Raw genomic sequence first — 12,541 nt, forward strand, 5'->3', positions numbered from 1 at the left:
CTCCTTTCTTTAGGAAAACAAAGGTAATAACTTATCTCTTATTCCAGCGCTTACCGAACTGAATGCCTAAGTATGCATTGAAAATGAACTGTTTATTATCATTATTGACCATAATAGGGATCTTTTTGGTATATGCCTCCGCATTCACCCCCACCTCTAATGCACTCACCACTTCATTGAAATGGGCCCAGTCGAATCGCATACCCAGTTTGGCATGTAATCCAGGGATAACACTCACTTCGCCCCAGCCTTTCCCGAAGCCAGCGCCACCAGTGATCGCTTTATCATCCAGGAAGGCGTCTGCATAAGGGCCATTAGGGTCATACTTGATTTCTTTAATCTGATCGTTGCCGATGGCCACATTGAGGTAATAAGGTTTCAGCAGACCGATAGAAATACCGCCATAGTAGATGGCACTTACTTCCACCCCATTTTTATTGGCTTTGCCCCCAATCAGGTAGCGCTGCCCTACACCCAGTTTTACTGGATAGAAATTATTCTGTTTGCCATAGATATAAGGGCGAGAAGCAATACCCATAGAGGTAGGCGCAAATCCCTGCTGCTTATATTCTTTCAGGCTCTTTTTCTCAGAGAACTCAAATTGGAAATAGTTGACTACCTTACGGCTCTTACGGTATCCCAGCTCAAAAAATCCTGTCCAGCCGTCAGTATTGAGGCGGCCGCCCAACGAAAAATCACGCTGGAATACATTTTCACCTTCTTCCTGTTCTTTGAATACTTTTATGCGTTTCAGCTTTCGCTGCTCTTTTTCTGACTTAGCAGCAGTTTTGGAAGGGCTTTCCGAAGACGTGGATTGGGCACTCAAAGACCCGCTGATAGCTGAAATAAGGATTATCAAGTATAATTTTTTCACAGTAATTGGGCTGTTGATATATTAGTAAAACGCTTGATTAAAGGTATTGTTATGTTACGAATATTAAAAATACACTTATTTTATGGTTTGATCACAATCTGTAACTTGCAATAAAATCAAAACATATAACATGCAAACTGCTGAAATTATATACCAAGGAGAATTACGCACAGTAGCCACTCATCTGCAATCTGGCACCATCATTGAATCCGACGCTCCCGTTGATAACAACGGACTTGGCCAAAAGTTTTCCCCTACCGACCTGGTGGCTACCGCCCTCGGTTCCTGTATGCTCACCATCATGGGTATCAAAGCAAGGGATAACCAATGGAAAATAGAAGGCACCAAGGTAAGTATCAAGAAAATTATGGGTACAGAGCCTCGCCGTATTGTAGGCATCGATGTTACTTTTGATATGCCTGCCGGCAACGGTCTTGAAGAGAAAGATAGAACCATCTTGGAAAGAGCCGCAATGACCTGCCCAGTGGCGAAAAGCATCCATCCAGATATCGTACAAAATGTAGTGTTTAACTGGTAATTCCAGGGAGACACGGACTCCCGACGTATCCGTGTCTCCCTAAATCTTCACACTGTGATGCCTTCCTTCATCATCAATCTTGCTCCTACTGCGCATTGCAGGCATTTTTTCTCATTGCAGTAATATTTTTTTAAATGTAATAATCCCTGAGATTCGAGGGCATTGTGTGGATATATACCAATTTTCTTCCATCCTTTTATGATCTTGTTATCCTCTGCGGGCAACTGCAATAGCCATTCCAGGGCTAATTGTCGCCGATAATAGGAATTACAAACCTGGCCATAGAAAAACAATAATGGCAGTACGGCATTGATAATGATACTATTGACCCCTTGCTGCCCGATAGTGGCCGTGGTAGCCTGCTCGCTGCCACTCAAACGATAATGCGTTCGCCAATACGGGGATGGCTCTACGAAAAAGATTTCCTGCAAAGCGGCAACAGTAGTGATATCCAACAGCCCGGCAAATAAACGCGGATGTCTGTGCAAGAGCGCTGCAAAGCAGGCAATACGCATAGAGGGGAAACTGGAAGGTCTTATCCGCAGCCATTTCCAGTTGGAGCCAGGAATCGGCGTCAATTGATGTTTATGACATAACCAGGAATAATGCCGTTGTAGTGCTTGCGTATAGCCATCTGGATGTTCTATGTCCAGCATGCCCGCCTGACCAAACAATAACGCCTCTGTCAATTGCAAATCATGTCGATAACGAAGTAGCAATTTCCAAGGAATCGATTGGGCCAATTGCAACATGGTAGCCGCATTCTGAGGAAGCCCGAACGCCTCCGCCAATACGAAGTTACAGAGTTCATCCCAGTTATACCGTGTTTCCACTAACCACTGCTGCCACTGCTGCATTTTTTGCTCCCAACGATCCGCCAACAGGCGTTCTTCCCATGCCATCCAATGCAATGGTGGCACCCTGGAAGCTAGGCCTGCACAAGGAATGAAGGCCGTATTATTTTTCAAGGCCGAATAATGCCGCAACATCAATTTCGATATATGCTCCTGCAATTCCAGGCAAGGCGCTGGAAAATGTTGTTTTTCCTTGTCATCCACAAAAACGACATGTAGGATGATATTAACATATTTTGGATTATGATGATGGAGATGCCGGTACCAATCGGAGCTACGTACATGCAGTTCTACATTTCCGACCCATCGAGTGGTGCCGATATGAATACTAGCATGGGAAAAATCAGGTCCATCATGATGATTATGAATACCAGGACATAAAATCCGAATGGGATCTCCACCCGTGGTAAATAAGGGTTGCTGACGAAACAGCCGGTGCTGCCAAATAAAATGCAGTAGCTCCTCTGGGAGCAATGGGTTAACAGGCATACAGATATGGTTGGTTGATACGAAAATATGTCAGAAAAAGTAGGGAAACGTGTCTCCCTGAAAAAAAATTTTGAAACAGTATTTGGAAATTTGATATAAGTGCCATTACCTTTGCACCCAGTTCTTACACATCACTTATCCAGAAAGGCGGAGGGTCTGGCCCGATGATGCCTTAGCAACCTTTCCTGATTGATCATCAGGAAAAAGGTGCTAATTCCTGCCCTGGTATTACCAGGGAAAGATAAGTTGGCAGAGATTAATCTTCACCTGATAAATATATTTGAAAGGCTCTTCCAACACCAGGAAGAGCTTTTTTTTTGCTCCTCCCCACCCCCTCATGGATTTGTGGTTGTTTAAGTTGATTTTTAATGATAAAGTTGCAGAATATATTTCCTTATTCTGACATCATTAAAACAGTTCTGACAATGAAAACAGCAACACAACTGATTCACAGCATTCCGGTAGACGAACTGACAGGTGCGATTTCCGTACCGATCTATCAAACGTCCACTTTTGTGCAGGAATCACCAGGCATTAACAAAGGTTTCGAGTTTTCCAGGGCCAACAACCCTACCAGGAAAGTATTGGAAGACCTGATCTGCAACCTCGAAGAAGGTTATGCAGGTTTCGCCTTTGCCAGTGGCATGTCTGCCATTGACGCTGTTTTAAAATTACTCAAAACTGGCGACGAAATTATGGCCGTGGAAGACACCTATGGTGGCATCTTCCAGATATTCAACCATATGTTCGAACGCTTCGGCATCAAAGTGAATTTTGTAGACACCAGCAATATGGATAAAGTGCTGGCTGCGATCACACCAAAAACACGCGTGATCTGGCTGGAATCCCCTACAAATCCCACTTTGCGCATCACAGATATCAAATCTGTTAGCAAAATCGCCAAACAACATAATATCCTCCTAGTGGTAGATAATACCTTCAGCACGCCACTGCTGCAGCAACCACTTACACTAGGCGCCGATATCGTGATTCATAGCGCTTCCAAGTACCTCAGCGGACATTGCGATGTCATTGCAGGATTGGTTGTCGCGAATTCCAAAGCATTGGCTGATCAAATACGATATAACCAGAATATCTCCGGTAGTATTCTCAGCCCATTCGAAGCATGGCTCACCATCAGAGGCATCGAAACACTCGCCCTCCGATTGGAAAAACAATGCGCGAATGCCACCGCTGTGGCCAACTGGCTCAGCACACATCCTGCGATTGATAAGGTGTATTATCCTGGGCTCGCCACCCATAAAAATCACCACATCGCACGTAAACAACAAAAAAACTACGGCGGACTCGTGAGCTTCTCCCTGAAAAGCGATAACATCAAAAACGCCATCCGCATTGTAAACGCGACCAAGCTGTTTAAACTCGCGGAAAGCTTTGGCGGCGTGAAAAGCATGCTGGCCCATCCGGCCACTATGACACATCGTAATATACCGGAAGACTTCCGGAAAAAAACCGGTCTGCAGGACTCCACCATCCGACTCTCCCTAGGAATCGAAGATGCGGAAGATCTTATCAATGACCTTAAACAGGCACTGGACAGATTAAACTCTCCTGCCGGAAAGCAAATAACTGTTTTACAATAAAAAAGCGGTATAAATAGCTGCAAGGCTGATTGATGACCGCAACAAGTTTGAAAAAAGTATGGAAAACAAGATCATCAATTTAGGTATTTTCGGATTCGGCTGTGTAGGACAAGGATTGTACGAAGTTTTGAACAGAACAAAAGGTATTAATGCAAGAATCAAAAAAATCTGCATTAAAGACCCTAACAAAGCAAGACCAATCGACAGCAGTTACTTTACTACGGATAAAAATGAAATCCTCGAAGATCCTACCATTGACGTGGTTGTGGAACTCATCAACGAAACTGATGCAGCATTTGAAATCGTCAGCACTGCACTCCGTAACGGTAAAGCGGTAGTAAGCGCCAGCAAACGTATGATTGCTGAAAACATGGCTTCCCTCTACCAATTGCAGTCAGAAAATAAAGTGCCTTTCCTCTACGAAGCATCTAGCTGCGCTAGTATTCCTATCATCCGTAACCTGGAAGAATACTACGATAATGATCTGCTGAACGCAGTAGAAGGTATCTGCAACGGATCTACTAATTATATTCTCACTAAAATATTCGAAGAAAATCTCAGCTTCGAAACAGCCCTGCAACAAGCCCAGGACCTGGGATTTGCAGAAACTGATCCTACCCTCGATATCGAAGGTTTCGATCCTAAATTCAAAATCGTTATCCTGCTGCTGCATGCTTTCGGTACTTTCGTGAAACCAGAAGAAGTCTTCAACTTCGGTATTCATCACCTGAACGACTTCGATATCGAATTCGCGAAATCCCGCAACTGTACCATCAAATTGATTGGTCACTGTCGCCGCAACAACGGTAACGTACACGCTTTCGTGCTGCCGCATCTCGTGAAAGAACATAACCTGCTCTACGATGTATACAATGAATACAACGGTATCTTGCTGGAAAGTGCGTTCACAGATAAACAATTCTTTGTAGGTAAAGGCGCAGGTGGTACCGCAACTGGTAGTGCCGTATTATCCGATATCTCCGCACTGCTCTACAATTATCGTTACGAGTATAAAAAAATTAAACAAAATAATCAGCCTGCTTTCAGCAACGATGTTAAATTGAAAGTATACCTCCGCTACAAAACGCCTGATCAAGTGGACCTGACTGAGTTTTTCAATATCTCTGAAAAATATGAGTCTGCTACTTATCGCTATGTTGTGGGTACCATCAATCTGCAGAAACTGAAAGATGCACATTGGCTGAAAAATAAAGATGTGAATCTGCTGGTACTGGAAGAGTAGTACTGCATTGTCAAGATTAAGTATAAGGAAAACAAATCGATCAAACACCAACCGCAATGCATTTTTCCGCATAGCGGAACCAACCAACGGCGGCGCAGTTCTCTGCGCCGTATTTTTTTCCAAAAAACAATAGAAGTATAATTATATATGAAAGCTTACGGTTATGCAACAGGTGATGAAGAATTAACTTCTTTAGAATTATCAGAAGTCGCGCTTTTAGTAACACTAGACGAAATCCAGGATCTAATAGGGTTTTTAAAAAAAGCGTATGAAGAACATAGTCAGATTAAAATAAAGGGAGACTATGATCATTCTCACCTGAAAGATTGGAAGTCTAATTATAAAGACAAAGAACATACTGACTTGATAATTGTGACAAAATAAGGGTATATCATCTCTATAAAAACGTATAAAACAAAAAAGATCGCAAAAGGGACAACCTTCTTGCGATCTCTCAAAATTTAATTTTAAACCTTTGTATTGGTTATTTAAGGACACTAGTCATTAGCGCTAACAACGCCTAACCAAACCGCTCCAACTCCTCCACTACTCTACTCACCGGTAATCCCATTACATTATAGAAACATCCTTCGATACGGTCTATGGCTACTGCACCAATCCATTCTTGGATGGCATATGCGCCTGCCTTGTCATAAGGTTTGTAATTATCCACATAATAGGCAATCTGTTCGGGTGTTAGCGGATTAAAGAAGACGCCAGTCTCTTTGGAGAAAGCCACTTCCTTATCGCCTCTACGTATAACCACCCCCGTTATAACCAGATGCTCACGGCCGCTGAGGGCAGTGAGGATACGAATAGCATCTTCGCGATCCTGCGGTTTGCCGATGATGGTATTATCCAGTACTACCACGGTATCCGCAGCTACTACAATTTCTTCCGGAGAGGAAATCGCCTGAATAACGATGGCTTTTTGTCGGGCTATAAACACCGGTACTTCCGAGATAGGCATGGTATCAGGGAAAGATTCATCTGTATCAGCTACTTTAATAACGAAAGGAATGCCTGCCTGTTCCATCAATTGTTTGCGTCTGGGCGACTGCGAGGCCAGTATTACCGGCGAACCTGTATACATTTATAGCAATATTTTGAAAAAGATCATTGATAAAATACCTGTCAGCATAATCAGTTTAACCATGGAACTGACTTTGTGATAATCTGTTGCGGTGGTGGCTTTCTTCAGTTGCAGGTATACGTATACGCATGGGGCCTGCACAAACAGTACCAAGTAACCGATGGCTGTAAACCAACCAAACAGCCCTACCCTTATTTCCACCATCACTACGGTGATCATTAAAATCAACAACAACGAATTGCAAAGACGTTTAGCGGGTAGTACTCCCCAGATGATAGGAATGGTCTGGCAGCCGTCTTTACTGTCGCCGATCATATCCTCCAGGTCTTTTACAATTTCCCGGACCATAGATATAATGAACGCAAACAGGGCATATACCCCAATGATTTGGATGAGTTTCCGTCCTACTGGCGACATAATCGCTTCGAAGCTGTGATAAATTTGTTTTTCGTAGAAGCCAACTACTACAACTGCCAGGGCAGTGAGTAGGGAGATGACAACATTTCCGATCAATACCTGTCTTTTAAAAGAGGTACTGTAAAACCACAGCAGCAGGGAGCAAACCACCTGTGTGAAACCCAGATAGATCTGTCCTGTTTTCCAGGCCACGATAAAACCTAGGGACACACCTGTCATATTCAGAATGGTATGCCAGGCCATCGCCCATCGGCGACTGATCACCTTATCCAATACCATTTTGTCCGGTTTATTCACGATATCGATATTGATATCAAAATAATCGTTGATAATATAACCGGCAGCGGCCACGAATACGGTAGATAGGCACAGTAAAACGAACTGGGTTACTGACAGGGACGGTTCCTCCCCAGCACTTTCCAGTACTGGCGCTACTACACAATACTGCAGCAGGAACTGGGTAAGTGCGATATATAATAGATTGGGATATCTTACCAGTTTAAAAAAAGCAGCCCAGAGTTTCATGGGATCAATAATTAATAATTGTAGTGAGATGTACAGTTATTTGGATGCAATTCCTTCATCCAGCAGCCAGTGGCCGTTCAATTTGAGTACTTTTTCCATAATATCCCTTACACAACCTTGTCCACCACCTAACGGGGATACATACCTGGAAATGCTTTTGATCTCAGGAGCCGCATCTGTAGGGCAGGTGGCTAGACCTACCAACTGCATGGGCGCATAGTCTGGAATATCATCGCCCATATAGAGGATTTCGTCCCAGCGGAGATCATTTTCGAATACGTAGTCTTGCAGTTTTTCTTTTTTATCCTGCACGCCTACATATATATCTTTAATACCGAGCCCCTGGAGGCGACTTACCACGCTTTCAGACTTACCGCCTGAAATAATCACCACGCGATAACCCTTTTTCACAGCCAGTTGCATGGCATAGCCATCTTTAATATTCATTTTGCGGGACATTTCCCCACCCGGTAATAATTGGAGTGTACCGTCCGTGAGTACACCGTCTACATCCAGTACAAATGTAGTCACCGGTTTAAAAAGCGATAATATATTCATAGTTGGCGGCGAAAATACGAATTATGGATTAGACTGTTATTTACTAGACTTTTCATGGAAGTTGTAAATACTGTCCGACAGTACGCTATAGACCAATTGGAGATATTCATCTCCAGCCAGCAGGTTACGATGTAATTCCATGGTGGCTTCATCCTGACGAATCGCAGGACCTGTTTGCACCGATTCTGGGGGGAATTTCTCCAGTCGGTCGAAGGTCTCCCTGATGATGGGTTGCAGGAGTGTGAAGTCCAGGTCTTCTTTTTCGCAGTATGCCTTAGCCCTAGCAATCAGGTGGTTCGTAAAGTTATTACAAAGGACCGCCGTAAGATGATATTGCAGGCGCTGGTGGGAGTCTGTCACCGTGATGCGAGAGGCGATACTCTGCGCGAGGGCTTGGAGTCTCTTTAAAACCTCATCGTTACTCGCTTCCAGCATAATGGGTATAGGAGGGTAATTCTTCAATTCCTTTCTAATGGACTGCAGCGGATAGATAACACCCGTGTTAGTAGATATACGGGAGATAGCACTCAACGGCACAGCACCAGCAGTATGAGCCACCATCCGTCGTCCTAGGCGCAATTCGTCGTTTAATAGGGGAATGGCACTATCGGAAACTGCCAGTAGGTACATATCAGCCTCCATATTTATATCTAGCAGGTCGGTGGTGTAGGGCGCATGGAGGAGGTCTCCCAGTTCAGCGGCATGGGCCGGATTTCGACCTACAATCTGTAACACCTGATGACCATGCAGCTTAAGCAGATGTCCGAAGCAATGAGCAATGTTTCCGGTACCAACTATTACAATATCCATTAATATTAATTTATTTGATGGTAGATAAACAGGGATTCAGACCGCCAATATACAGCGTTTGCGCCGGTACCCGTTTTTTTCATTACATTACAACTGATTTTAACGCAATCGCGTACCTTATTTTTTATTTTCAAGGTACTTTTATATACTTGCAGAATTCGTATACCTATTATTTTACGAAATTTTGCGTATTTAGCAGCATATTAAAGAAGCATACATGGCAAAAAATTTAGTTATAGTTGAGTCCCCAGCAAAGGCCAAAACCATTGAAAAGATTCTGGGAAAGGACTTTGAAGTCAAATCCTGCTTTGGTCACATACGTGACCTTGAGAAGGATGACATGGGCATTGACATCGATAATAACTTCAAGCCTAAATATGTTATACCGGAAGATAAGGAAAAGGTTGTAAAAGACCTGAAGAAGCTAGCCAAAGATACCGATGAGGTATGGTTAGCAACGGATGAGGACCGTGAGGGAGAAGCCATTTCTTGGCATTTGTGCGAGGTTTTGGGCCTCGATCCAACAAATACTAAACGTATTGTTTTCCATGAAATCACCAAGCCTGCCATTGAAAATGCCGTTCAACATCCGCGTAAGCTGGATATGGATCGCGTGAATGCACAACAGGCCCGCCGTATACTGGATCGTATTGTAGGTTTTGAATTATCTCCTGTACTCTGGCGTAAAATGAGTATGCGTAACTCATTGTCTGCCGGCCGTGTACAGTCTGTTGCCGTTCGATTGATTGTGGAGAGAGAAAGGGAGATCAATGGATTCAATGCGGTAAGTACTTTTAAGGTAGAAGCCTGGTTCACCGGTAAAGATATTAATGGTAAGAGCATTTCCTTTAAAGCAGAAGGTCCTAATAAATTTAAGACCGCAGAAGATGCGGAGAAATTCCTGCAACAATGTGTAGGCGCGGCTTACACCGTGAAGGATATTCAGGTGAAACCAGGGAAGAAATCTCCCGCAGCACCTTTCACTACTTCTACGCTCCAGCAGGAAGCCAGCCGCAAACTGGGTTACAGCGTTTCCAAAACGATGCTGCTCGCGCAGAAGTTATATGAAAGCGGTAACATCACCTATATGCGTACGGACTCCGTAAACCTGTCTGATACTGCCTTAGCTGATATCCAGAAAGCGATCACCGGTAACTACGGAGAGAAATACCACCAACATAGAAAGTTCAAGAATAAGAATGAGTCGGCCCAGGAAGCGCACGAAGCCATCCGTCCTACTTACATGGAAAATACCACTGTAAATGACGCGGATGCCCGTAAGCTGTATGAACTCATCTGGAAGCGTACCATCGCTAGCCAGATGGCCGATGCAGAACTGGAAAAGACCATCGCTAAAATCGATATTTCCACCAATCATGAAGAGCTGACCGCCAGCGGAGAGGTGCTGAAATTCGACGGCTTCCTGAAAGTATATATGGAAGGCCATGACGATGAAGATGTAAATGAAGATGACAGTCAGGAAGGTTCCTTGCCTCCATTGGCCGTAAAACAGTCACTGGACCTGAAGGAAATGAAAGCTACCGAGCGTTTCTCCCGTCCTGCGCCAAGATATACTGAGGCTAGTCTCGTTAAAAAACTGGAAGAACTGGGAATTGGTCGTCCTTCTACTTATGCTCCTACTATCACCACTATTCAGAAACGTGGTTACGTAGAAAAGAGAGATAAAGAAGGCGTGAAAAGAGATTTCCGTATCCTTAGTCTGAAAGCAGATAAAATCACCAAACAGACCGACAGTGAGAACACTGGTGCTGAAAAGTCAAAATTGTTCCCAACAGATCTGGGTATGATCGTAACAGATTTCCTCAATCAATACTTCAACTCCGTAATGGATTATGGTTTTACTGCCAAAATTGAAGGAGAATTTGACGAAATCGCCCATGGCCGTAAGATTTGGAACAAAATGCTGGCAGAATTCTACCAACCTTTCCATAAGGATGTAGAAAACACCCTGGAAAAAGCAGAACGCGTAAAAGGGGAACGTCAGTTGGGTGTTGAAGAATCTACTGGTAAACCTATCGTTGCCCGTATGGGTAGATATGGCCCAATGATCCAAATCGGTCAGGCAGAAGATGAAGAGAAGCCACGCTTCGCAAAACTGAAACCTACACAAAGCATCGAAACGATTTCCCTGGATGAGGCGATGGAACTATTCCGCCTGCCTCGTAACCTCGGACAATTCGAAGATTCCGATGTCATCATTAATATTGGTCGTTTTGGACCATACGCACAGCACGACAAGAAATTCTATTCCCTCAAAAAGGAAATGGACCCTTACACAGTGGAACTGGATGAGATAGCCCCGCTGATCGTAGAAAAACGTACTGCCAAAGACGAGCGTACTATCAAAGTATTTGAGAAAGAGAAAATCCAGATTCTGAAAGGCCCTTACGGACCTTATATCAAACAAGGACTGAAGAATTTCAAGATTCCTAAAGAAAGGATAGATCACGCAGCAGACATCACCGTGGAAGAAGCCAAGGCGATCATTGAAGAAGCCAAAGCAAATCCGCCTAAGAAGAAAGCTCCGCCAAGGAAGAAAAAGGCTTAATAACAGCCATTTTCATGGAACTGGCGAAGGGATTGACCATTGTTACACAGTTGACATGCACGAAAACAGAGAAATAAACGCTTTGTTCCACCTGTTGGATGATCCGGATCAGGAAGTATTCGATACCGTTGCCAGCAAGATATTGCTGTACGGTAAGGATATTATTCCAAATTTGGAGAATCTGTGGGAGAATACAATCGACGAATCTATACAGGAAAGAATAGAGTTGCTCATTCATCGTGTGCACTACCAGGATTTACAAGTCGCCATACGTGAATGGAGCATTTCTGAGTCACAGGATCTCCTTCAGGGAGCTATTCTCACTGCCCGCTATCAGTTTCCTGATTTGGTACCCGGACAGATAAATACTGAAATAGAACGTATTAAACGGAATATCTGGCTGGAACTGAACAACTATCTCACTCCACTGGAGCAGATAAACGTGCTCAACAGCATGATTTATAACTACTTCGGTTTAAAGGGCGAAGAAATCTCCTATCAGCGGAAGAATCAGTTTTTCATTAACCAGGTAGTAGAATCCAAGAAGGGGAACCCGTATACCAACGGGATAATATATCAGGCATTATGTAATATGCTGGATTTGCCTGTTTATGCGGTGAATATACCCCGGCAGTTTATCCTGGCGTATTTCGACACCTTTGTGGATTTTTCAGAGCCTATAGAGCCGGATGACTACCGGATTCTTTTCTTCATAGATCCGATCCAGGGGCAGATTTACACCCAACAGGATGTGGATACCTATTTGAAGAGAGTATCTGTGCCATCGATGCCTTCTTTCTTCAAGCCACAATCTAATAAGCGAATTATACAGTTGTTGCTGGAAGAGCTGTCTAAGTGTTTCCGGGAAGAAAAGGACTCCTATAGGCAGCAGGAATTGATGAATTTGTGCAGTTTGCTAGATGATTGATAATAAATAGAAGATATATAAAAAAGACCAGTTCGATGA

At 43.7% G+C, this 12,541-nt stretch carries 12 protein-coding genes and 1 riboswitch; of the genes, 6 read left to right on the top strand and 6 right to left on the bottom strand.

Features of this window, described 5'->3' with window-relative positions; translation table 11 throughout:
* Positions 1-31 precede the first annotated feature (31 nt).
* Positions 32-874, bottom strand: coding sequence for a hypothetical protein (locus tag JO154_RS22455; RefSeq protein WP_291949972.1), 843 nt, complete (start codon positions 872-874; stop codon positions 32-34).
* A 130-nt stretch (positions 875-1,004) separates the two neighbouring features.
* Here JO154_RS22455 and JO154_RS22460 point away from each other — a divergent pair, with 130 nt between their 5' ends.
* A complete protein-coding gene (locus tag JO154_RS22460) occupies positions 1,005-1,412 on the top strand; it encodes an OsmC family protein (RefSeq protein ID WP_291949975.1) in 408 nt (135 codons plus the stop codon).
* Positions 1,413-1,459: 47 nt separating this feature from the next.
* Here JO154_RS22460 and JO154_RS22465 read toward each other — a convergent pair whose 3' ends face one another.
* Positions 1,460-2,755 carry a DUF2851 family protein gene (locus tag JO154_RS22465; protein ID WP_291949986.1) on the bottom strand — a complete coding sequence of 432 codons (1,296 nt, stop codon included), beginning with the start codon at positions 2,753-2,755 and terminating at the stop codon, positions 1,460-1,462.
* Between the two features lie 132 nt (positions 2,756-2,887).
* Positions 2,888-3,003: riboswitch (SAM riboswitch) on the top strand.
* Positions 3,004-3,180: 177 nt separating this feature from the next.
* Here JO154_RS22465 and JO154_RS22470 point away from each other — a divergent pair.
* From JO154_RS22470 to JO154_RS22480, 3 genes are all read left to right on the top strand, one after another.
* A complete protein-coding gene (locus JO154_RS22470; protein WP_291949987.1) occupies positions 3,181-4,359 on the top strand; it encodes a PLP-dependent aspartate aminotransferase family protein in 1,179 nt (392 codons plus the stop codon).
* A 58-nt stretch (positions 4,360-4,417) separates the two neighbouring features.
* Entirely contained in the window at positions 4,418-5,602 is a 1,185-nt protein-coding gene (locus JO154_RS22475) for a homoserine dehydrogenase (RefSeq protein WP_291949990.1), read from the top strand.
* A gap of 147 nt (positions 5,603-5,749) precedes the next feature.
* Positions 5,750-5,986 (top strand): hypothetical protein, encoded by a 237-nt coding sequence (locus JO154_RS22480; protein ID WP_291949992.1) that lies wholly within the window; start codon positions 5,750-5,752, stop codon positions 5,984-5,986.
* A gap of 136 nt (positions 5,987-6,122) precedes the next feature.
* Here the strand turns inward: JO154_RS22480 and JO154_RS22485 are convergent, their stop codons facing one another.
* From JO154_RS22485 to JO154_RS22500, 4 genes are read right to left on the bottom strand one after another with little or no spacing between them, the layout of a single operon-like run.
* Positions 6,123-6,695: a Maf family protein gene (locus tag JO154_RS22485; RefSeq protein ID WP_291949994.1), complete on the bottom strand. Its 573-nt coding sequence runs from the start codon at positions 6,693-6,695 to the stop codon at positions 6,123-6,125.
* A complete protein-coding gene (locus JO154_RS22490) occupies positions 6,696-7,637 on the bottom strand; it encodes a geranylgeranylglycerol-phosphate geranylgeranyltransferase (RefSeq protein WP_291949996.1) in 942 nt (313 codons plus the stop codon). It abuts the gene before it with no gap.
* Positions 7,638-7,673: 36 nt separating this feature from the next.
* A complete protein-coding gene (locus tag JO154_RS22495; RefSeq protein ID WP_291949998.1) occupies positions 7,674-8,195 on the bottom strand; it encodes a 3-deoxy-D-manno-octulosonate 8-phosphate phosphatase in 522 nt (173 codons plus the stop codon).
* Between the two features lie 36 nt (positions 8,196-8,231).
* On the bottom strand, positions 8,232-9,005 hold the full coding sequence (locus JO154_RS22500) for a Rossmann-like and DUF2520 domain-containing protein (RefSeq protein ID WP_291950000.1): 774 nt from the start codon (positions 9,003-9,005) through the stop codon (positions 8,232-8,234).
* Between the two features lie 217 nt (positions 9,006-9,222).
* Between JO154_RS22500 and topA the strand changes: the two genes are divergently transcribed.
* Together topA and JO154_RS22510 are read left to right on the top strand one after the other, a co-directional pair.
* Entirely contained in the window at positions 9,223-11,574 is a 2,352-nt protein-coding gene (topA, locus tag JO154_RS22505; RefSeq protein WP_291950001.1) for a type I DNA topoisomerase, read from the top strand.
* Between the two features lie 55 nt (positions 11,575-11,629).
* Entirely contained in the window at positions 11,630-12,502 is an 873-nt protein-coding gene (locus JO154_RS22510) for a transglutaminase-like domain-containing protein (RefSeq protein WP_291950003.1), read from the top strand.
* Positions 12,503-12,541: the final 39 nt, after the last annotated feature.

This window comes from Chitinophaga sp. (genome assembly GCF_019236475.1).
GTDB lineage: Bacteria > Bacteroidota > Bacteroidia > Chitinophagales > Chitinophagaceae > Chitinophaga.

Coding starts and splice junctions, on each gene's coding strand:
- JO154_RS22475 (WP_291949990.1), top strand. CDS start 4,418: ATGGAAAACAAGATCATCAATTTAGGTATTTTCGGATTCGGCTGTGTA.
- JO154_RS22490 (WP_291949996.1), bottom strand. CDS start 7,637: ATGAAACTCTGGGCTGCTTTTTTTAAACTGGTAAGATATCCCAATCTA.
- topA (WP_291950001.1), top strand. CDS start 9,223: ATGGCAAAAAATTTAGTTATAGTTGAGTCCCCAGCAAAGGCCAAAACC.
- JO154_RS22495 (WP_291949998.1), bottom strand. CDS start 8,195: ATGAATATATTATCGCTTTTTAAACCGGTGACTACATTTGTACTGGAT.
- JO154_RS22470 (WP_291949987.1), top strand. CDS start 3,181: ATGAAAACAGCAACACAACTGATTCACAGCATTCCGGTAGACGAACTG.
- JO154_RS22500 (WP_291950000.1), bottom strand. CDS start 9,005: ATGGATATTGTAATAGTTGGTACCGGAAACATTGCTCATTGCTTCGGA.
- JO154_RS22510 (WP_291950003.1), top strand. CDS start 11,630: ATGCACGAAAACAGAGAAATAAACGCTTTGTTCCACCTGTTGGATGAT.
- JO154_RS22465 (WP_291949986.1), bottom strand. CDS start 2,755: ATGCCTGTTAACCCATTGCTCCCAGAGGAGCTACTGCATTTTATTTGG.
- JO154_RS22460 (WP_291949975.1), top strand. CDS start 1,005: ATGCAAACTGCTGAAATTATATACCAAGGAGAATTACGCACAGTAGCC.
- JO154_RS22480 (WP_291949992.1), top strand. CDS start 5,750: ATGAAAGCTTACGGTTATGCAACAGGTGATGAAGAATTAACTTCTTTA.
- JO154_RS22485 (WP_291949994.1), bottom strand. CDS start 6,695: ATGTATACAGGTTCGCCGGTAATACTGGCCTCGCAGTCGCCCAGACGC.